The sequence below is a fragment of the Parabacteroides sp. PF5-6 genome, from assembly GCF_029504695.1.
Taxonomy (GTDB): Bacteria; Bacteroidota; Bacteroidia; order Bacteroidales; family Tannerellaceae; genus QVMG01.
Map to the genome: position 1 here is coordinate 97,578 of NZ_JAQFIN010000011.1, position 21,744 is coordinate 119,321.

At 51.0% G+C, this 21,744-nt stretch carries 17 protein-coding genes; 1 reads left to right on the forward strand and 16 read right to left on the reverse strand.

All coding sequences use genetic code 11. The features are described 5' to 3' along the window. Positions 1-241 precede the first annotated feature (241 nt). The 15 genes from M2133_RS12445 to M2133_RS12515 form a co-directional block, all read right to left on the reverse strand. Positions 242-1,690, reverse strand: a complete 1,449-nt coding sequence (locus M2133_RS12445) for a PKD domain-containing protein (RefSeq protein WP_277466481.1) — start codon at positions 1,688-1,690, stop codon at positions 242-244. 42 nt (positions 1,691-1,732) lie between these two features. Further along, the gene (locus M2133_RS12450; protein ID WP_277466482.1) at positions 1,733-3,265 is read right to left on the reverse strand and encodes a RagB/SusD family nutrient uptake outer membrane protein; all 1,533 of its coding nucleotides are present in this window, start codon (positions 3,263-3,265) and stop codon (positions 1,733-1,735) included. Between the two features lie 19 nt (positions 3,266-3,284). Further along, positions 3,285-6,467, reverse strand: a complete 3,183-nt coding sequence (locus M2133_RS12455) for a TonB-dependent receptor (RefSeq protein WP_277466484.1) — start codon at positions 6,465-6,467, stop codon at positions 3,285-3,287. 158 nt (positions 6,468-6,625) lie between these two features. After that, complete coding sequence (locus M2133_RS12460; RefSeq protein ID WP_277466485.1) at positions 6,626-6,799, reverse strand: hypothetical protein; 174 nt, start codon at positions 6,797-6,799, stop codon at positions 6,626-6,628. A gap of 144 nt (positions 6,800-6,943) precedes the next feature. After that, the gene (locus M2133_RS12465) at positions 6,944-9,808 is read right to left on the reverse strand and encodes a transcriptional regulator (RefSeq protein WP_277466486.1); all 2,865 of its coding nucleotides are present in this window, start codon (positions 9,806-9,808) and stop codon (positions 6,944-6,946) included. A 270-nt stretch (positions 9,809-10,078) separates the two neighbouring features. After that, positions 10,079-11,377, reverse strand: coding sequence for a tyrosine--tRNA ligase (gene tyrS / locus M2133_RS12470; RefSeq protein ID WP_277466488.1), 1,299 nt, complete (start codon positions 11,375-11,377; stop codon positions 10,079-10,081). 55 nt (positions 11,378-11,432) lie between these two features. Continuing rightward, positions 11,433-12,071 carry a TatD family hydrolase gene (locus M2133_RS12475; protein ID WP_277466489.1) on the reverse strand — a complete coding sequence of 213 codons (639 nt, stop codon included), beginning with the start codon at positions 12,069-12,071 and terminating at the stop codon, positions 11,433-11,435. 109 nt (positions 12,072-12,180) lie between these two features. Continuing rightward, positions 12,181-12,402, reverse strand: coding sequence for a membrane protein insertion efficiency factor YidD (yidD, locus tag M2133_RS12480; protein ID WP_277466505.1), 222 nt, complete (start codon positions 12,400-12,402; stop codon positions 12,181-12,183). Next, positions 12,402-12,794: a ribonuclease P protein component gene (gene rnpA / locus M2133_RS12485; protein ID WP_277466490.1), complete on the reverse strand. Its 393-nt coding sequence runs from the start codon at positions 12,792-12,794 to the stop codon at positions 12,402-12,404. The genes yidD and rnpA overlap by 1 nt, the downstream gene beginning before the upstream one ends. Continuing rightward, positions 12,791-13,540: a uroporphyrinogen-III synthase gene (locus M2133_RS12490; protein ID WP_277466491.1), complete on the reverse strand. Its 750-nt coding sequence runs from the start codon at positions 13,538-13,540 to the stop codon at positions 12,791-12,793. Before M2133_RS12490 ends, rnpA begins: the two co-directional genes overlap by 4 nt. After that, positions 13,537-14,265, reverse strand: coding sequence for a DUF4271 domain-containing protein (locus tag M2133_RS12495; RefSeq protein WP_277466492.1), 729 nt, complete (start codon positions 14,263-14,265; stop codon positions 13,537-13,539). Before M2133_RS12495 ends, M2133_RS12490 begins: the two co-directional genes overlap by 4 nt. 110 nt (positions 14,266-14,375) lie before the next feature. Then, positions 14,376-15,725, reverse strand: a complete 1,350-nt coding sequence (lpdA, locus tag M2133_RS12500) for a dihydrolipoyl dehydrogenase (RefSeq protein WP_277466493.1) — start codon at positions 15,723-15,725, stop codon at positions 14,376-14,378. Positions 15,726-15,736: 11 nt separating this feature from the next. Beyond that, on the reverse strand, positions 15,737-16,021 hold the full coding sequence (locus M2133_RS12505) for a hypothetical protein (RefSeq protein ID WP_277466494.1): 285 nt from the start codon (positions 16,019-16,021) through the stop codon (positions 15,737-15,739). Between the two features lie 113 nt (positions 16,022-16,134). Beyond that, complete coding sequence (locus tag M2133_RS12510) at positions 16,135-16,557, reverse strand: PH domain-containing protein (RefSeq protein WP_277466495.1); 423 nt, start codon at positions 16,555-16,557, stop codon at positions 16,135-16,137. Between the two features lie 70 nt (positions 16,558-16,627). Continuing rightward, positions 16,628-19,420, reverse strand: coding sequence for an insulinase family protein (locus M2133_RS12515; RefSeq protein WP_277466506.1), 2,793 nt, complete (start codon positions 19,418-19,420; stop codon positions 16,628-16,630). A 274-nt stretch (positions 19,421-19,694) separates the two neighbouring features. Here M2133_RS12515 and M2133_RS12520 point away from each other — a divergent pair, with 274 nt between their 5' ends. Continuing rightward, positions 19,695-20,294: a lipocalin family protein gene (locus M2133_RS12520; protein ID WP_277466496.1), complete on the forward strand. Its 600-nt coding sequence runs from the start codon at positions 19,695-19,697 to the stop codon at positions 20,292-20,294. Here the strand turns inward: M2133_RS12520 and M2133_RS12525 are convergent. Beyond that, positions 20,291-21,136: a M15 family metallopeptidase gene (locus tag M2133_RS12525; protein ID WP_277466497.1), complete on the reverse strand. Its 846-nt coding sequence runs from the start codon at positions 21,134-21,136 to the stop codon at positions 20,291-20,293. The genes M2133_RS12520 and M2133_RS12525 overlap by 4 nt on opposite strands. Between the last annotated feature and the right edge of the window lie 608 nt (positions 21,137-21,744).

A 21,744-nucleotide genomic window follows, 5' to 3' on the forward strand; every position in this document is an offset into this window, starting at 1 on the left:
GTTCATTGAGAGAGGCTTGTTTATTATTATTTTGTTAGTATCAAGAGTCCTCGCCTGGTCAGGCGAGGGGGACCGCTGCTTGCAGCGGTGGAGTGGTGGCTCCTATATATCAGGCTAAGATATATAACTATGCAAACAAAGACAACCACCCCACCGCTGCGAGCAGCGGTCCCCCCCGCCTGACCAGGCGGGGACACCGAGATAGTATATCTGATACTTTTGGATCAGCCTCAAGATAGTCTTACTTCCCAAACGAGAAATCATCGAAGTAGAAGATGCCCGGTGCGGCATGCCCTTCGGCGCCAAACTGGATCACGATCTTATCGAAGTCCTCGCGACCTTTGGCAGCGCTGAAGTCAAACTCCAGATCCAGCCATTTGTCCATCTCCAGATCGGCCTTGACAATCTCCACCTGGGTCTCCCAGGCGTTCCCGCCTTTGCTACTGTCCTGTAGTTTCACGGCAAGCTGCGGCAACAGTTTGTTGTTCGAGATCCAGTCGCCGGCAACCGGGAAACCAGTCTTGTAATCATTACCCGACGGAATCAGCACTTTCAGGCGTACCTTATTCACTTCTTTCAGGTCGAACTTATAGCCATCGGCCGTAAAGAAGATATTCGAATAGAAGGCAGTTGTCTTCTCGTAGATGCAAACGCGCTTGGAGGTATTGACCGGCAACGGCAGCGGATTCTGGTAATACTGCGAGAACAACTCACCGATATCTTCCGAATCGAAGACTACGGAAGGCGCTTCGTTCTCGAAGTCGTCGCTCAGGGGAACGGCTTTGAGTTCAACCGTTACATCCGGCTTCACATTCTTCTCTTTCGGGATCAGGCGGAACCACCAACCGTTGCCCGACTCTACCGCGCTCTTGTTTCTCAGATACAGGGCATCGTCCGTCAAGGAAAGAATATCATACGAAGAGCTTCCGGTATAGAAACCGAAGAAAGCACCATCGCTCAGGGTGATTGTCTTATCCGTTTCATTCAAGGCGAAGGTATAGCTACTTTTCGGAGTGTATTTCACGTCGAAGTCGCCCGCGCCACCCGGATTATCAATAAACTCACCACCCAGGGCGTTCTTGCCCGGCTCGTTGGCATAGACATATCCGTTGTTCTTCCATTCCAATTTCACGCCTACCTGTGTAAAGGTGAACTCTTGGGTATACAGGCTTGAGCCATTCTTGCCTTCGGCGGGGCACGACCACCATTCGGGCGTTGAAGCCGTTGCCGGACCTACACCAAAGTGTCCATCGTGATACTGGTCGAACACCCAGGTCTTACCGCTCAGGTTGGCGGCGCCACCGGTCAGGGCGTTGTACATCGGGGTATCCAAGAGTGACATATCATCCTGTGCGATCGTTATGGTCTGCGAAACACTGGCGGAACCGCCGGTGGTATAGAGTGTCAACGTCACGGTGTACGTGCCGGCAAACGGATATTCCGCCGTGGCGTCGCTGCCTTTGGCTGTCGAGCCGTTGCCCAGATCCCAGACTGCTACGCCGGCAACCGACGAGGCGTCTTTCAACTCGATAACATTCGGCTTGCCCGATGAAGGAGTTGCCGTGAACGATAACTGACTTTCCTGTGGCACGGGCCCTAAGGAATAATCACTGCTTTCCTGCGGATCACAGGCAGCCAGCGCAAACAGCGTGATCAGCGCCAGCAATCCGGATTTCAATATATTCTTCATGTTCTTTTCTTTTAATTCGTAATTCTTAATTCGTAATTGCTCTTAGTTCCAGTTCCCATTCTGTTTCAACTCGAACTCAGTGCCTTTGGTCTTTTCCATTTCGCCCTGCGGGATCGGAAGATACTTCATCCAATCTTCGAAGGTACGGGTAGAGTTATACTGCGGCAGGTTCTCGGTCAATACGGAAGTGGCTTCTCCCCAGCGTACGAGGTCCCAGAAGCGCATGCCTTCGCCCAGGAATTCCCGGCGACGTTCCAATTTGATATTGGCGGCTGTCGGTGCGATGGAGCTGGCTCCGCCGAAAGCACGTGCCCGGATGCGGTCGAAGCAATCCTGCGCGCTGACACCCTGTACTTCGCCTTGTCCGTGCATACGAACCAATTCGACGTAGTTCAACAAGGTTTCCGCGAAACGGAAGATACGGAGGTTATTGCAGTAGTTCAGGTCGGTATCGCCCGGAGGAGGGTTGTAGCCTACGCGGGCAGCGTATTTGCGTTGGAACATTCCGGTATCCTGGAAGCGTACGCCATAGGAACCGGCAGGCCATACGTTGATCGATGCGTCACGGCGAGAGTCGCCTTCTTCATAGATCGCGTGAGCCGTGGTTCGTACCGGGCCGAATCCCCAACCGCCTTTGAACACACCGCTCGGGTCTTTCAATTCGTTCGGCGAGATAAAGGCAGGTAAGTTCGTGCCGTAGCCTTGCCAGCCGGTAGACCAGGTCTTGCCTTCGGGCATCTGGTTACTTTCGAAGATCGATTCGTTGCAGAACTCGTTCTCGTCGTTCCACATCGCGTCGAAGTTGCCGAACAGATCGTACTGTCCGCTATTGATGATCGTCGCCATATCCTGGGTGATCTCCGCGTAACGGCTTTGATCTTTCTGGTAAAGCACCACGCGGGCTTTCAGCATCAAGGCAGCCGCGCGGGAAGCACGTCCCAGGTCCGCTCCGCCGGTGCGCATCGCCATGCCGCCTTCGGCACAGGCCACCGCCAGGTCTTCCATAATCTCGTTGTAGATCTCATCGGCATTGTACTGACGCGCCATATACGGAGCGGAGCTGAGCGGCTCTTCGAAATACGGGATATTGCCCCAGAACTTCCACAACAGGTGCACGTAGTAGGCACGCAGGAAATGGGCTTCGGCTTTGTATTGCGCCAGCTTCGCTTCGTTCACGTCGACCGCGTTCTCGCAGGCGATGATCACGTTGTTGCAACGCGCCAGACCGGTATAATAGATGCTCCATAATCCACCGATTGTTTCAGCTGCGCTGGAGGTGAATTGAGAGAGACGGTAGAGCTGTCCCTGGTCGCCGGCGTCGCCACCCCCTTTGAAGAGGTCGTCCGAACGCAGGTCAGACATAAACAGGACACCGTTATAGTTGTTGCTCGCGTAACTGTCGAACAATAAGATCTGATAAGCAGAGCCGAGGTTGGAAAGGATCGCCCCTTCGGTTGCCGGCCCACCGGCTTCCTGTTTTTCCGATGAATAAGCAGTCAGGAAGTCATCTCCGCAGGACGTAGTCATCAACATGCCTGCGAAAGCCACTATGGTCATGAATATATATCGTTTCATATCTGTTTGATTTAATGAATTAGAAAGTAATGTTTGCACCTAAAGAAATGGTACGCGATTGCGGGTAAACACCCTTATCAACACCCAGTGTCGTGTATCCGCCGGAAGCGACTTCCGGATCGAAGCCGTCGTATCCGGTGAGCGTGATCAGGTTCTCGGCAGCAACATATACGCGCAGCCGTTGAACAGAAGCTTTCCGGGTCAGGTGAATAGGAAGGGTATAACCGATCTGTGCCGTTTTCAGACGCAGGTACGAACCGTCTTTGATATAGATATCTGAAGAACGCCAGTTGCTGTTCGGGTTAGCGGTCGTCATACGCGGGATCTTGTTGGACGTGCCTTCGCCGATCCAACGGTCGAGGATCCATGTCGGACGGTTCATCGCCGGGATATCCCCACGCTGGGAGAAGTCGAAGATGTCGTTGCCGATCGTTCCCTGGAAGAACAGGTTCAAATCAAAGCTTTTCCATTCGGCTCCCAGGCTGAAACCGTAAGTCCAGTCGGGCATCCCTTTACCGATCTTGGTCTTGTCGGTATCGTCGATCACGCCGTCGCCGTTGAAGTCGACAAAGCGGACATCACCCGGCTGAGCGGCTGATTGCATCTTTTCGCCGTTGCTGTTGACATAGCTGTTCACCTCGTTCATGTTCTGGAAGATGCCGTTGGTCTTGTATCCGTAGAAATACGGCCATACTTCACCGTTGCTGCCTTTCACATAGCTACCTACGCCCGAAGCGCCCGCGCTTTCATACGTGGCTTCGCCCGAAGCGTTACCCAGTTTGATCAGTTTGTTCTTCATATAGGTGGCATTGGCCGAAACGTTATAGCTGAAATCTCCCAGCGTCTGTTTCCATCCCAGTTCGAACTCCAGACCCCAGTTCTCCATGTCTCCCACGTTGGCGATCGGCGCGCTCTGGCCGACATACGACGGGATGGGCTGGTCCATCAACATACCGTTGGTTTTCTTTTTGAAGTAGTCGAAACCAAAGCTCAGGGCGCTGCCGAAGAAACGGGCGTCGAACCCTAAGTCGATCTGTTCGGACTCTTCCCATTTCACGTTCGGGTTGGGAATAGCCGCCGGAGACGTACCGTATTGCATCGTTCCGCTCTTAGCATCCGTAGAAACCAAGTAGCCACCACCGAAATAGTAGTTCTGTCCACCGTCCATCAAAGAAGTATACCGGAAGTTACCGATGTTCTGGTTCCCGTTCTTACCCCAGCTAAAGCGGAATTTGAAGGCATCGAACCAGGTCGGTTTGTAATCGAGCATATAGGGCTCGTTCAATACGTTCCAACCGACAGACACAGCGGGGAAGATCGCCCATTTGTTGTTCGCTCCGAATTTGGAAGAACCGTCGCGGCGAAGTGTTGCCTGAAGCATATAGCGTTCGTCAAAGTTATAGTCGACACGGCCGAAATAAGAAGCGAGTGATTCGAAGGTGAATCCGCCGTTTCCGCCGTAAATCCGTTCCTGGTCGCGGTCGGCGATGGCCGAATTGATCCATGCCTTGCTCGGGTCGGTTTCCAACAGGTCGTAGTCGCTACCGCCTATCTGTTTGGTGCGGTATTTCTGGGCCGATTGTCCCAATACGACAGTCAGGTTATGCTTGTCCGCGAATGTATTATTATAGGTCAGGACGTTTTCGACCAACCAGGTATATCCGCGGTTCATCTGGCCCCAAACGGAGCTTTGCGTGATATTCTTTCCCTGTGAAGCCAGGAAATAGGGGAATTCGTAGCCGTCGGTGCCCCAGAATGCCAGGTCGAAACCGTAGCTGCTCTTGAACTTCAAGCCGGGCAACACATCGATCTCTGCCCATAATGAACCGACGAACTTGTCATCGTTGCTCTTTTCGCTGCGCGGTTGGTTCAACAGACCGACCGGGTTGGCGATTTCCTGGAAGCCTGTCGGCGGGATAGAGAATACGCGACCGTCTTTGTCGGTCACCGCGTTCGGATACTGCGCCAGGATAGAGGCGGCTGTCGCTTCGTCGGCATAGACCGGAACCAGCGGATTGAACGCCAGGGCGCTACCCAGGATCGATCCGTATTCGGAGTTGGTCTCGATACCGGTAGATTTATTGCGGGAATAACCGACGTTGACACCCACCTTTACCTTGTTCAGGAACGAACGGGTCACGTCTTCAAATACTTCATAAGTGGTGTTCGTACGGAAGCTCCAGCGGTCGTAGTTCGATTTGTCGTAGTTACCACCCACGATCCCTTCCTGGTTGTAGTAACCCAGGGAGATGAAATACTGTGCTTTCTCGTTTCCGCCACTGATACTCAACTGATGGTTCTGAACAGGCGCGTCGTAATTGAACGTTTCGTCCTGCCAGTCTGTGCCTTTGCCGGCAGCGGCGATCTCACTCTGCGTATAACGCGGCGCGTTGCCGTCGTTGATCTGGCTCTCGTTCATGATAGTCATGTACTCCTGCGCGTTCAACACGGATTTCTTTTTCCACGGGTTCTGCCAGCCGTAGCTCATATCATAGCTGACGGTCGCTTTGCCTTTGGTGCCGCCTTTGGTGGTCACCAGGATAACCCCGTTCGCCCCACGCGTACCGTAGATCGCTGCCGAAGCCGCGTCTTTCAGGATCTCGACCGACTGAATATCGGCAGGGTTCAGGTAGTTGATGCCACCGCCCACCGGCATGCCGTCGACGATATACAACGGGTTACTGTCGTTCACCGTACCGATCCCACGGATACGCACCTTGGAGTCTGAACCCGGCTGACCGGAGCTCTGGGTGATCTGTACCCCGGATACTTTTCCTTTCAATACATCCTCCACGCGGGAAGGCTTGCTCGTCCCCAAGTCTTCGGCGGTTACCCGGCTGATCGCGGCAGTCACCACGCTCTTCTTCTGCACACCGTAACCTACAACGACTACTTCATCCAGCAGTTCCGAATCTTCCTGCAAAGCAATATGCATCGGAGAAGAAGCGTTCGCCCGAATCTCCAAAGGTTTGTACCCTACATACGAAATAGTTAAGAGACTTCCGTCGGGAGCATTCAGGGTAAAATCCCCATCCAGCCCGGTGACGGTACCGTTTGTCGTGCCTTTAACGACGACATTCACACCCAGCAACGGCTCATTGTCCGTGGCCGACACCACCACACCTTTTATCTGTACGTTCTGTGCGTACAACGAGAAAGCTGTGGCCAATAACAACACACATGTTAACAAAAGATTTCTCATAATCGATCATTTTAAGATTGACATATTCACTGACGCAAACATAGGCGCTTTGTTCACGCAATAGTTAAAAAATGACTATTCGCGAATACGTCAGTGAACGAAAATATATACGTCAGGAATACGTCAGAATAGGGTAAGGGGTTGGTTGTCAATCGGTATTAGGCGTTGGCTGTAAAATGTTCATCGGAATAGTCTGCGACTAAATCAGAGATCAGTTTTAATTCAATCATATTGGGATGGTCGGCCGGAGTATGTTCATCGGTGAGCTCCAGAAGTTCATCTACTTTAGCTAATGCCCATCTGTATTGTATTTCATTTTCAATTTGCGTCATCTCTGCCTTTTATAACCATTTTGCAAAGTTCGGGTATTTTGTCGAAAAAGTATTAGTAGTTTGTTCGCAAAGTACTAATACTTTGTGCACAAACTACCGGTAGTTTGAAAAGGAATTATTTTTTTCTTCTTTATGGATTGATTTTCAAGCAAATGAGTTGAGGTATTCCGTCAGGCTGTCTTCGCGTTCGAGTTCCATTTTCTTGCGCAGGCGGTAGCGGAGGGTTTCGGCGCCGCGCACGGAGATATTCAACAGGGGGGCGATCTCTTTGGAGGAGAGGCCCATCTTGACGTAGGCGCACATCTTGATTTCGCTGGTGCTTAGGTCGGGATGCCTCTCGCGCACGCGCTTCATAAAGTTGTTGTGTACGAGGTTGAACTGTTCTTCGAAGCGTTTGAGGGCGTCGTCGGACTCGATATTGCTGTCGATACTGTTGTTCAGGGCCAGTAGCATGCGTTTGCTTTTGACAAAGGCATCGCCTTTCATCTCGCCGGTGATCTTGGAGAGTTCCTGTTTGATGGAAAGCAGGATTTCGTTCTTGCGCGAGAAATGGATCATCAGGTTGGCCATCTCCTGGCTTTTGAAGGTCAGTTCCTGTTCCAGGTTTTCGTTTTTGAGGGCGGCAATCTCCTGCTCTTTGCGGAAACGTTCCCGGTCATATTCCTGTTCTTTGAGCATCATCTCTTGCTCTTTTTGGGCCAGGGCCGCTTTGCGTTTGCGGGCAATGCGGCGGTCTTCCCATTTATACAGGTAATAAAGCGCGGCCAGCGCCATCAATAGATAGAGGATCCAGGCGTAGAGCGTGCGATACCAGGGCGGCAGGATGGTGAAGGCATAATGCTGGATGGCATTTTCCCCGTCCGGCAGCAAGACTTCGACTTCAAAGATATAATCTCCTTCCGCCAGGTTACTGTATTCCTTGACTGTGGCGGAGGTGGGTTCCGACCACAGGGCGTCAGGCAAGAGGCGGTAGCGATACTCCGCGTGGCCGGTCTGTCCGAAAGAGCGGAGCGCGTATTGGAAGCGGAGCGCGTTCTGTCGGTAGGGTATCTCGGAGGTCGCGATGTGGTGACTTATATTGTCGGTATAGATCAGGGAGTCTTTCGGATAGGATATATAGACGTTTTGAATAAAAAGGTCTTTACGCTGTTGCGCGGCAGAGCGTTCGGTATTCAATAGAGCAAATCCCCGCTCGTTCGGGATAATGGCTTTATGGGTTTCCACGGGAACCAATGCTTCGTATTCCCGGATAAAATCGATCTGGGAAGCACTGAAGGGGAAATGCATACTTTGAATAGGGGTTCCTGCGGCGAACTGCAATACCTGTATCCGGTCGGGCGAAAGGGCAAACAACGTACTGTCGATCGTTGTGATCTGAGAGTAGCTTGTGTTCGGCGATAGGAAGCTATTGAGCATTTCATCGCGCACGATCTGTTCCGAAGCCGGATCGTATTGGTAAATACCCGATAAGGTGCTGAAACGCAGTTTGCCGAAGATATAATGCGCATATAAATCCCGGATGGTCTCAAACCCATTGCTCTCGTTAAATAGCCGGGCATTGTCTTTGCGCGTGAATGTGGCGGGATCGATCTCTACGCGGGTCATGCCCTGGTGCATATCCCGGATCCAGATGGTATAGTCGGACTCAAAAAAGACGGTTTTCATCCAGGAAGAGACGCCTTCCACCCGGTGGATGATATGCCATTTCCCGTTTTGCTTTTCGATCATAAAGAGTCCGTCGTACGAGCCGATCCAGCAACGGCCGGGTTCATGCTCTAAGGGATGACAAATCAAGGCGCCGCGGAAAGAGGGGATGGCTTCGATCGTATTTCCTTTGATCAGGAAAAGCCCTTTGTCGTGCAGGCAGAAGATCTCGTCGCCCACCTTTTCCAGTCCCCAGACCTGCCCGCTCAATTCGGCAATCAATTCCGGATTGATCGCGTTCTCGCCCATAGCTATCGGATACGGCAGGTGGAAAAGTCCCCGGTTGGTACCCAGATACAATCTGTCGTCGTGGATGATCGCCGCATATCCGGCCCCTTTGGAGTAGGGGCTGGTGTATAAATTTGTCAGGGAGTTATGCAAAGAGATATAATCGATCCCGTTATCCAGCCCCAGCCATAAGTCGCCGGAGCGGTCGAAACTGACGGTCAGCACCGTATTGTTCTGCAGGCCGTTCTGCTCGTTGTAATAGCTGAAAACGCCGGTTTGCGTATCGATCAGTAAAAGCCCTTTGTGGATGGTGCCTATGGCAATATGGTTGTCGGAGACCGCCAGGGAGAACACTTCGTTGCGGCGCATAAACTCTTCGGCTCCGGTCACAATCGGTTCGACACCTTCGGTGGTACCGTAAAACAATCCGTCGAAAGTGGTGGCGGCAAGGAAGCCGTTGCGGTAGGGCACAATGGCGCGGATCGATTTGTTACTGACCGATTCGCTGCCCGGAGCCGGGATCCAGGTATTTCCCACCAGCATCCAGATGCCGTTGAACGTGCCCACGTAGAGTATCCCGTTGATCACCGCCGAGCAATCGATCTTGAAATCGGAGGGGACAGCGGTGAACGTATCGCCGATCTGCTTGACGATATGGCGGTCGGACACGTAATAGAGCATATTATCCAACTCAAACACGCCCCAGTATCCCCCATACATATTATACTGCTCGTTGAACCGCGGGGAGAGGGCGGTATAAACCAGTTCGCCCGACTCCCTGGGTTCCAGGTAGCCGAACTCACTTTCTCCGCCGACATAGATACGTCCCTGCTTGGGGGAGACATAGACCGAGCGGGCATCCGAGCCGTTCTGCATCGGGTAGAGCTGCCAGTCGTTGCCGTCGTATTGCAGTACGCCGTTTTTATTGGCGCAGAAGATATGGTTGTTGTCGTACGCCCGGATCTGCCAGGTCTGCGCCCCTCGTCCGAAGAGATCTTTCTTGTAGTTGATAATAAAAGAATTCCATTGCGCCCAGGCAAGTGCCGGCAGCAAAAAGAAGAAGAATAAGTATATCACTCTGATGGAACTCCGCATAATAGATTTTAAAGGCTTTTACAATAACAAAAGAACAAAAAAAATCCTGAAAGTATAACTTCCAGGATCTTTATTTTATTATTCGTTGTCTCACTAAGATTCGAACTTAGACAGGCAGAACCAAAATCTGCAGTGCTACCATTACACCATGAGACAATCCGATGCTTTTCTGCAAAAGCGTTGCAAAGGTAGGTATTTTATCTTACGATGCAAATATTTTGCCGGTTTTTTCTGCCTGTGTTGCTGCGGATCTTATTTGGCGATCAACAGGAAATAGTTCTTCTTTCCTTTTTGAACCAACAGATACTTGTCGTTCAATAGGTTGGAAGTGTTGATTGTCATGTCCTGATCGGTCAGTTTCTCCTTGTTCAGGCTTACCCCGCCGCTCTGTACCAGTTTGCGCATCTCGCCTTTGGAGGGGAATACGGCTGCTTTTTCGGTAAACAGATCGATCGCTTTGATGCCTTCTTTCAGGTCGTTATAAGCGACTTCGAACTGAGGAACGCCTTCGAAGACGGCCAATAAGGTGTCTTCATCGAGCTTCTTCAGCGATTCGGAAGTGGAGTTGCCGAACAGGATATTCGAAGCTTCCACGGCTGCGTCGTAATCTTCTTCGGAGTGAACCATAACGGTGATCTCTCGGGCTAAGCGTTTCTGGATGGCCCGCAGGTGAGGAGCCGCTTCCTGTTCTTTCTCCAGTGCGAGGATTTCTTCCTGCGACAGGGCGGTGAAGATCCGGATATACTTGGCGGCATCCGCGTCGCTCACGTTGAGCCAGAACTGATAGAACTTATACGGAGAGGTGTAGCGGCGATCGAGCCAGACGTTGCCCGACTCCGTTTTCCCGAACTTGCCTCCGTCGGCTTTGGTGATCAACGGACAAACCAGAGCGAAAGCTTCAGCTTCCGATCCCAGTTTGCGGCGGATCAGTTCCGTGCCGGTGGTGATATTCCCCCATTGGTCGGAGCCACCCATCTGCAGGCGAACGCCTTCGTGCTGGTAGAGGTATAGATAATCGTATCCTTGCAAGAGTTGATAAGAAAATTCTGTAAAAGATAAACCGGTGTTCGACTCGCCACTCAACCGCTTCTTCACGGAGTCTTTGGCCATCATATAATTCACGGTCAGGTGTTTCCCGATATCCCGGATGAAATCAAGGAAAGAATAATTCTTCATCCAGTCGTAGTTGTTCACTAACTTCGCCGCGTTGGGCGCGTCCGAGTCGAAGTCGAGAAACTTCGCCAACTGTTTTTTGATACTTTCCTGATTGTGACGGAGTGCTTCTTCGTCTAACAAATTACGTTCGGCCGACTTCATCGACGGGTCACCGATCATGCCGGTAGCTCCTCCGACCAACGCGATCGGACGGTGTCCGGCACGTTGAAAATGCCTGAGCATCATCACGCTGACCAGGTGGCCGATATGCAAGGAGTCGGCTGTAGGATCGATCCCCACATAGGCTGAAGTCATCCCTTTTTGTAATTGTTCCTCTGTACCGGGCATCAGATCATGGATCATGCCCCTCCATCTTAGTTCTTCTACAAAATTCATCGAATTAAATTATAACATATTAATAGTTAAAAAAGAATAGCGCCAAAGGTACGACTTATTTAAGGAAACAAAAAATAGACGTGGTATTTTCAGCTAATTTGAAACTGATCGTCTCCAGCGGAAGGGAGAGGGCATCGGCCAGCTGTTGGTAGACAGCCTGTATGGATGTTTCCGCTTCATCGGTTTCCGCCAATAAGCGGTCGGGCCAGGCTTTTCGCAGGGCTTCCGGGTTGAAACGTGAGCCGAAGGAGAGGTAAAAGCCCTGTGCGATCAGTTGCTCCGCCAGTTCCGGTTTGCCGCGGAAGCCATGAATGATCCAGGGTTGGGTGGGGGTGATTTCTTTTTTTATCGCTGATAATTCTTGCCAGGCTTTGACGCAATGGATAATCAGGGGCTTCCCGATCTGTTCGGCAACTAAGGCCTGGGTCTTGAATAGCTGTTGTTGGAGGGTGAAATCAGTTGCCACGAGTTTATCCAGGCCGGCTTCGCCGATGGCGACGGTCTGAGGCAGGGTGGCCTGTTGGCGCAGTTGCGCCAGTTGCTCCTCTACATTATATATATAGGCGGGGTGGATGCCGTAGGAACGATAGGGGGCATCTGTTTCATCTGGCTGCTCCTTGATCAGGATATTGACGATCTCAAGGGCTGAGGGGGCGCCGGAGGGGTGGTGGGTGTGGATATTGTAGAGATTCATTTGATTATATCTTTAAGTCTTTTAGGTCTTTTAGGTCTTTTAGGAGTTTTAGGAGTTTTAGGTCTTTTAGGACTTTAAAGACCTAAAAGACTTAAAAGACCTTGATCTCCTAAGGCACCGGATCGTAGCCGCTTCCTCCCCAGGGGTGGCAGCTGGCGATGCGTTTGGCGGCCAGCCAGAGGCCTTTGATGGGGCCATGTTTCTTGAGCGCCTGCACGGCATATTCCGAACAGGTAGGGGTGTACCTGCACGATGCCGGTGTCATAGGCGAAATGCAATACTTATAGAAATAGACCGGCAAAAGCAATAAGGAGGTAAAGAATTTCCGTATCATATTTTCTCCCGCAAGATACGGATTGCCTTCGACATAGCCTTCTCCATCTGCTGAAAAGTATGGAGTTCGTTGTCCAGATAGAGGAAAGCCACCAATAGGTGTTTGTCTTTGGCTTCCAGGGCGGTGAACAGTTCGGGTTTGCGCAGGCGGTAGGATTCGCGGACCTGTCGTTTGATCCGGTTACGTTTGACGGCACGTTTGAATTTCTTTTTCGAAACACTGACCAGGAAGGCCGAGCGGGCGGGCATCGGTTCGCTTAGGGGCAAAAAAATCACCCGTAGTGGATACGCTATAAACGATTGACCTTCTGCGAACAACAGGTCAATATAACGTTTCCACGACAGGCGTTCTTCTTTGGATAAGGTATATCCTTGCGGTGTTGTTGTCATTTCTTTCCGGACGCCTTCTTCAGATACTGATCCAAAGCGGCAGTCATAGAGGGAGCTTCCGGGGTGGGCGCTTCCACGTCCAGGCGGAGGCCTGCTTCTTTCACCGCTTTCGCGGTGGTCGGGCCGAAGCATCCGATCTTAATATCTTCCTGCTTGAAGTCCGGGAAGTTCTTCAACAGGGAAGAGATACCGGACGGGCTGAAAAATACTAACATATCATAATCGAAAGTCTCCTCTTTCGAAAATTCATTACTTACCGTACGATACATGATCGCTTTGGTATAATCGATTTTCTTTGTGTCGAGCATCGCGAATAAATCGTCTTTATGCACATCCGACACGGGAGCCAGATATTTCTCTTTCGCATGTTTGGCGATAAGGACGACCAGGTCTTCGGGTTTGCCTGTCCCATAAAAAATCTTTCTCTTTCTGTAAACAATGTATTTCTGCAGATAGACTGCGATCTGTTCGGTCATACAGAAATACTTCATGGTCTCGGGAACGGTAACCCTCAACTCTTCGCATAGATGAAAAAAATGATCGATCGCCGTCCGGGCGGTAAAAATAACCGCGGAATAGTCTAAAATGGCAATTCGTTGTTGTCTGAATTCTTTGGCTGATACAGCCTCCACTTTGATGAAAGGACGAAAATCAATCTCAACTCCGTATTTCTCTGCAATATCGAAATAAGGAGATTTCTCTGATGCAGGTTCCGGTTGTGACACCAGCATTTTTTTAATATTCAACGCCATAAAGTACTCACATCGATAAAGTTATACAAAAACTCAACGCCTTTAAATAATAAGAATAAAGGCATAATTTCTTGGGCGCAAAGGTACAAAAAGAAAAATAATAAACCGTCCTCTTTTATCTGAAATATTCGTATAGACTTGTAAAATATTACAAAACGACACAAGATGTAGAGAAAGAAAAACAAAAGGAGAGAGAAGATCGGCTGAATATTACTGAAAAACGAGAGGATGATCAATGGATAGAATAAGATTCCTCCCGACTCTATGGTTGCTATATAATTGATTTTCCACAGCTTAGTACGCTCTGGGTCGGCGAATGTCCAACCGAAAAGCCGATAAATCCCCTGTTTGAAAAAATAGAAAAGTGTAATCACCGCCAGGGAAATACCGATACAGCTCAGGATTGTCTTTAGAGAGCCAACCGGTAGCTGAAGGATTGTAATTCCGGCATAATAGGCAAACAGGGCACACAGAAGCAGGGCCTGGAAAATCATAAAAATATGGAAGAGCCACTGGTTTTCTTTGATATTGCCCAGTGTCACTTCAAACAGGCTTTGCCGTTGTTTGACGTGCACCACATTCTTCATCATCTTGGAGAACTGCCGGAAGTGGGAGTTGAAGATCAAGGCAAAGGTCAGAAAGAGGAATAACAGGATGGCAAAGATCACATCTTTGACCAATTGATATTCCCCTATCTGTATGCCTATATAACCTTCCATTGAATTTAACGTTGAATTGAAAATCGCTTAGCGAAGCGTAAAGCAAAGTTGAAAGTTGAAAGTTGAGGTCGTATTTGAAACGCTTTCAACTTTCAACTTTCAACTTTCCACTAAGAAAATACTGCCTCTTTAAGGATTTCCCCAACGGTTGGGTGGGGGAAAACGAACGAGCCAAATTCTTCCGCTTTCATTCCTTTTTCGATGGCGATGCCGGCGATGATAATCAGTTCGGATGCCGGGTTGCCCAATAGGTGGGCGCCGATCACCGTCTGGTCTTCCGCCAGGATCAGTTTGCATACGCCGTTGCCCATCTCGTTCTCTGCCACGAAGCGACCGGAGAAAGCCATGGGGATCTTCTTCACCGTATAGTTTGTACCGGCAGCCTGCAGTTCCTCTTCGGTAGCGCCGACGCCGGCGATTTCCGGATTGGTGTACACCACGCCGGGGATCGCTTTGTAGCTCATCGGTTTGTTTTTGCCGGCGATATGGTTGATCGCCACCTCCGCCTCGCTCACGGCCGTATGTGCCAGGAGAGAATAGCCCGTGATGTCGCCACAGGCATACACATTGGGAACCGAAGTCTGCATATATTCGTTCACTTTGATGCCGTTGCGGAACAGTTCCACGCCCAGTTCTTCCAGTCCGAAACCTTTGGTTACCGGCCGACGCCCTACGCTCAACAATACCTTCTCACCCTCTAAAACGACGGTTTCACCGTCCTTTTCCAGGCTTACCTGCTGTCCGTTCACCGCTGTCACCTTATGGCTGAGGTAGAATTTCACACCTCTTTTGGCATATTCCGCCTGCAGCAGATCCGACAATTCGCGGTCCATCGGGCCGAGGCATTTGTCCAACATCTCCACCACGTGTACTTCCGTGCCGAGGCTATTGAAGAACGAAGCAAACTCCATACCGATCACGCCCCCGCCGATCACAATCAGCGAAGCGGGCAATTCTTTACTTTGCAAGGCTTCCCGGCTGGTCCAGAATTCTGTTTCACTCAGGCCGGGGATCGGCGGAACGATCGCTTCCGAGCCGGTGCACAACAATAGATGAGCGGCTTCGTATGTATTCTCTCCGCTGGCGATGGTGAGTGTGCCGTCGGCTATTCTGCCTTGGATCGCTGCTTCGCCGTTGATCACTTCCACCTGGCCGTTCGCCATTTTCATGCGGATCCCGGCGACAAGTTTCTTGACAACCTTATTCTTCCGCGCGATAATCTTCGATAGATCGAACTCCGGATTCTCCGCTTTCACCGCGTATTTCGCCGCCGATTTGATCGTATCATACGTCTTGGCGGAATACAATAAGGTCTTGGTCGGGATACATCCTTCATTCAGGCATACACCGCCCAGCGCGTTTTTCTCGAAAAGGATTACGGATAAGCCGGCATGTGCCGCCCGTTCTGCCGCGGTATATCCGGCAGGACCGCCTCCGATAATGGCTACATCGTACTTCATGTTGCTTAGATTTAATTGATTTGAATATTTGGGTTTATAGCTATAAGCGTATTTAAAAAGTCCTCTTTGTCTCTTTCTTTCAACCGTATTTTCGGGCTGGTTCGGGCTTCGCCTCCGAAGGTATAATACACCTGGAATGTATAGTTGTCATAAAAGCTGATTCGGTCGATCGCTTGGATTTCAAACTGATGCGCGCCCAGCATTAACCGGTTGTTATCCGTTATCTGGATATGCCGGGTATTGCTTCTGCGCAGAATAAAATACAAAACGACCAGATTCAGGGAAAAGGATATCACGGGTCCCCATTCCTGGCGGATCGATAGATAAATAAGCGCTGCAAAATAAAGAACAAGAAAAACGCACAGTGCTGTTTTCCAATTTTTTGAATAATCAATTCCATACGCTGCTTTCATAGAAACGTATCCTCCTTTTTAATGGTTATCTCCGGATTGATTTCGCGGAGGAGTTTGATAAATTCTTTTCTGTTGCGGGGTGAGATCATCATCCAGGGTCCTTTCTCGGTCCAGATCATCAGGCGGTCGAGTGATAGAGCATAGCTGGAGGCCGGCATCATGGTCGGCTCCAAGGCTTGAATATCGACAATGGCGATCTTCTTTTCCGGGAAGATGCTGCAATGGGCGATCAGGAAACCGTCGGCCGTGATCCGGTACCAGGTGTTGAGGAAGACGTGAATAGCCAACAGGGTGATGGCGGTCATGGCGATGATCGGCCAGATCCCTGCCTGCAGGAACGCGGCGACACAGCCCCCGCCTACGAGGATCAGTACCAGGTGGTACCACCAGTCTACCTTCGATCGAAACTCTCTGTCCATGTTTTTCTGTATTTATCCGGGCAAAGGTAAGCCCTTGCTTTCAATTTCGCACGCATTCGACGGGAAAAGATTAGGGCTCCATCACCACTTCGATCGTATTTCCCTGATCCAATAGTTCGCGCGCGAACGTACGGACCTTTTCCGGGCTGATCGCCTGCAGGATCGTCGTATATCCGGTATGCGAATCAATCCCTCTATAATAATAATTGTCCAACACATTGAGCCAGTAGGCATTCTCCTGCAGGTTTTCCGCATGGCGTTTGATCATATTATCGACCGACTTGCGGAAATCTTCTTCGCGCGGACCCTGCTGGGCGATGCGACGCAGTTCGCTGCGCACGATGCCACTCAATGCCGTCCGTTTAGGTGGGTCGGTATCGAAATAGACCTGCAGGGTCGTTTCGCCTTCGGGGAAAGAGGAGATGCGCAGGGAGGTGCGTACGCCGTAGGTGCCGCCTTCGTCTTCGCGTATCTTTTCGGTGTAGACCAGATCGAGGATCTGCCGCAACAGGGTTGCCGTAAGGATGTTTTCCAGGTTGTAAGGCATATTCCCCGCATAGACCTGGGCGACGGAGGCTTTGGGCGTCTCCTGTTTCATCCGGAAATGGTTGGTGAACTTCCCTTCCCGGATGGCCGGCACCTCCGCTTCGTTGCCTTTTTCGGTCCGGTTCAAGGTGGGCAGTGTGGCCAGGTATTGCGCGATATAGGGCACGATCGTTTCGGCGTCGATATTGCCGATAAAGGTAAAGACGAAATCGGAAGCATCGGCAAACCGTTCTTTATACATCTCCAGGATACGCGGATAGCTGATCTTGTCGAAATCTTCCGGACGGATCCGTTGGGCACGGAGGTCGTCGCGGTAGAGGGCGGCGGATAAGGAGTCGCTGAACGCCACCATCGGGTTGAGTTCCAGGTTCTGCAACTGGGCTTTCAGGCGTGTTTCGAACGAGGTATAGGCCTCTTCGTCGGCCCGCGGGGCGGTGAATGAGAGGTAGATCAGTTGGAACAAGGTCTCCAGATCGGCCGGTGTGCTCGAGCCGTTGACGCTCTCATGATCGAGTCCGAGAGAGGTAGCGCAGGATACCTGTTTACCGGCCAGTTTTTTCCCCAGTTCGATGGCGGAGAAGTTGCCCAATCCACCCAGACCGATCACGTCGTTAAACACTTTCAGGTTCTCCGTTTCGTCGGAGCCAAAGAGCGTACTGCCGCCCGGGCTGGTCGCTGTCATGCGCACTTCGTCTTTCTTGAAGTCCGTCTGTTTCAACACCACCTTGATGCCATTCTCCAAGGTGAGGATCGTCGTTTCGAAGAGCGGATCTTCCGTCACCTCCGTGATCCGCCCCGGCACCGGCAGTTGCGGGATCAACGGCTCGTCGGACACCGTTTCCTGATAAGGTTCCACCGGCTCCTGGCGTGCCCGGAAGAAAGCGATCAATAGCTCTTCCTCCGTGGGGTAGGTGATGCCGGCTTTGTCGGGTCCGGTCAGGGCGATCACGAAATTGTCTTCGTCGATCATGTCTTGTACATACTGATTGACCTGTTCGACCGGGATATTCGGCGCGATCTGGTTGAGTAGCATATATTCCATTTCAATGCCCGGGATATATCCCCCTTCGGTGAAGTGGCTGACATATTCCTGCACGTACGCCCCGTTGCGCTGGTTGTCTCTTTCGTTGTATGCCGTTTCGTAGGCTTTCAATAGGTTGGTACGCGCCCGTTCGTATTCGGATGCGGTGAAACCGTATTGGCGGAGCCGCTCGGTCTCGCGCACCAATGCACCCAATGTCGATTCGATCTCGCCCTCTTTGGCCACGGCCGCAGCTGTCCAGGCACCTTTGGTGCGCGCCACCATATAGTCGCCATCACCCGCCTCGGCATAGATAAACGGCGGATCGGCCTGTTGGGTCAGTTCGTCGAGGCGTTCGTTGATCATGGTCGCCGATACGCTTCGGATATAATCTTTGACCAGCCCCATCAGCGTCGTTTCCCATTCGCGCGGCATCTTGTCGTGCTTATAAAAAAGGTAGAGGATCAGGTCGGAAGCCTCTTTGTCGGTGGCGATCGAGACCGGCGGGATATCTGTGTCGGGCACTTCGAAGGTTACCCTCGGCGCCGGATCGACCGGCGCGGGAATATCGGCAAACATCGTTTTCAACCGTTCCTCTGTCCGGTCGACATCGATATCGCCCACGATAATCACCGCCTGCAGGTCGGGGCGATACCATGTGTGGTAATACGCCCGCAATTCTTCCGGTTGGAAGTGGTCGATCACCTCAATCGTGCCGATCGGCAGGCGGTGTCCGTAGCGGCTGTCCGGGAAGAGTTTGGGCAGTTGCTGCTCCCATAGGCGCACCTGCGCATCCTGTCCCGTCCGCCATTCTTCGCGGATGATCGGGCGTTCTTTCTCGATCATGGAGTCGGTCAGAGCCAGGAATCCCGACCAGTCGTGGAGGATCAACAGGCAGGAGTCGATCACCTCTTGCCGGGTCACCGGGACATTGCGCAACATATAAACCGTTTCGTCAAAACTCGTGTATGCATTCAGGTTTTCGCCCATCCGCATGCCGATACTTTCCGTGAAACGGTCCATCCCTTTCTCCGGGAAATTCTTTGATCCGTTGAATGCCATGTGTTCCAAGAAGTGAGCCAAGCCGCGCTGGTTCTCTTCTTCCAGGATCGAACCGACGTTTTGCGCGATATAAAAATCGGCCCGCTCTTTGGGCAGGTCGTTGTGGCGGATATAATAGGTCATGCCATTGGGCAATTGGCCATAGCGCAGGGCAGGATCTATGGGCAATGGCTCCAATTCCTGTTGCTGGGCATATAAAACGGTCAGGCTATTCAATAATAGCCCGATTAGCATGCGAAAAAGAAAAGGCTGTTTCATCGTTTTTTCTTTATGAATTGCGGGTAAAGATACAACTATCAGCGCAATCCTTATCCGGTTTTCGTGGTAAAAGTAGCCGGCTTATCGAAGTGTCGACATATATCAGCACTTTAAAAACCCGGCATAAATCGAGTCAAACCCGGCATAAATGAATCGGGTAATTTCTCGGATTTGTTTTTTTGATAATTGAGAAAAACAATTAACTTTACGGAGTGTTATGTATTAAAGAGCAGATAAAACAAGATATCACATGAAAAAGAGCAGTTTGATAGTGACAGGGGCAGCCGTACTGGCAGCCGGTGCAGTGGTCGGATGGTATATGCGTAAGACAATTCCGCGGAAAGCCGTTGCGGTGAATCCGTTTGAGATCGATCGGTTTTTGGGTAGATGGTACGAGGTGGCCCGTTTGGATTATAAGTTCGACCGGAACATTATGAATACCTCTGTCGACTTTTCCCTGAAGCCCAATGGGAATCTGCGTGTGGTGAAGCGTTGGTATAATTACTATAAGAAACGGAAAGAAATCAATATCGGCATGGCGAAATTTGCCGGTCCGATCTACGAGGCGAAGATGTTGCTTTCGTTCCGCAAGCCGTTGTATTTCGGTTATAATGTGATTGGAATCGATGCGGATTATAAATATGCATTGGTGGTTGGGGAAGACCTTCGTCACCTGTGGCTGCTTTCGCGCGAGCATACTATACCGGAAGATATCCGCCGGGCGTTTATTCATCAAGCCAGCCTGATCGGTTATGATATCTCGAAACTGATCTGGGTGGATCAGAATGAAACCTTGGATTGCCCGGGTTCGATGATCGAATATACGCAGATCGACCAGGATCTGGTTTAGGAATTTTTCATCCCGTTAATTCCGCATACCCAATCGGTTATGATATTCAGGTGTTGGGCGGCTTTGTCGCCCTTGAAGCCTTTGATATCCTCTTTCTCTATCAAACGCAGGTAGTGGGTAAGCATCTCTTGGGCTATCGGCTGATAGCTCCAGTGCCATTTTTCTTCGCAATAGCCGGTGGGGCGGTTTTCGTCCTGCGCGGTATAAGGTTGGAAGAACCCGAACCGATGCGCGTTGGCGTGTAACCATTCGTAGAGCTTCCGGCCCTCATTGGTTTCGAAATACGACAGGCGGAAACTGTTCAGGTCGATATCCGTGCCCCAATGGTGGCGCGAGGTACCGGGCATGGAGCGGTATTGCAACAGAAAGCGCGCCTTCTCCGTGTCGTTACGGAAAGGTTCGTCGGTCAGCGGGTTGTTCCAGCGCAATTCCCATTCGCAGACCTGCTCGACAAAGGTGCGGTGGCCGGAAGTGATCACCAACCGGACCCCATCGGCAAGCGCCGCTTCATACATCTTTATATAGGCTTCATAAACCGGTTTCAAAAGATAGATCTTCCGCTCCGTATGCTCTTCCGTCACCTTGGCAAACATGGGGTGGGTGTGACGGTTGACTTTTCCCATCAGAAAATCTTTGGTGATCGAATCTTTCAGCCAGCACTCGAAGGGCGAGAGAACCATCGGCGGTGGCAGGGGAATGCTGTCGGGCTCGACTTCCGCCAGGGGCTGTTGCTCAACGTTCTCCTGTGGGTCATTATAGGGTGAATGGCAGGTCCAGTAAAGGATGCCACTGATGGATAATAGCAGTAAAATGAAGGCGGCATTGACCGGTAGCTTTCTCATATCATCGCCAAAAATACGATTCTTTTTATTATGATTAAATCGTAATAGTATTAATAATAGTTATTTGGCCTGCATTGTTCATTGAGAGGCCTTCGGGAACGCGCTGCGCTCGGCTTCAAGTATTTTGAGAATTGAGGATTCGCAAGTCCGGTAGGACTTGTATGTGGATAACCCCGTGCAAGCCGAAGGCGCAGCTCGGGGCAAGGAACTCCCCTCACACAGGAACTCCGAAGGAGTTCAACAATGTCTCATGTAGCACTCCTACGGAGTGCGTGGAGTGGTGATGTCTTCACCCCGAGCTGCGCCTTCGGCTTGCACGGGGTTATCCACATGTAACGCCTACGGCGTTCACCGTCGCGATCTTCACATTTCCTTCTATTTACCGCTTCGCGCCTACTAACTACCAACTACCCACTACTAACTACCGAAGAAAATCTTCACATTTTCTTCCATATAAATGTTGAGTTGTAGGTGAAAAAGGCCGGCAGCCTTTTGGAAAACTCTGCCGGCCTTTTGGAAAACTCCGGCAGCCTTTTTGGGGAAGGAGGGTGCTTTTGTTCTTAAACGGGGAGTGTTAACAAATGCAAACGGCAAACAGTGGTAAACCT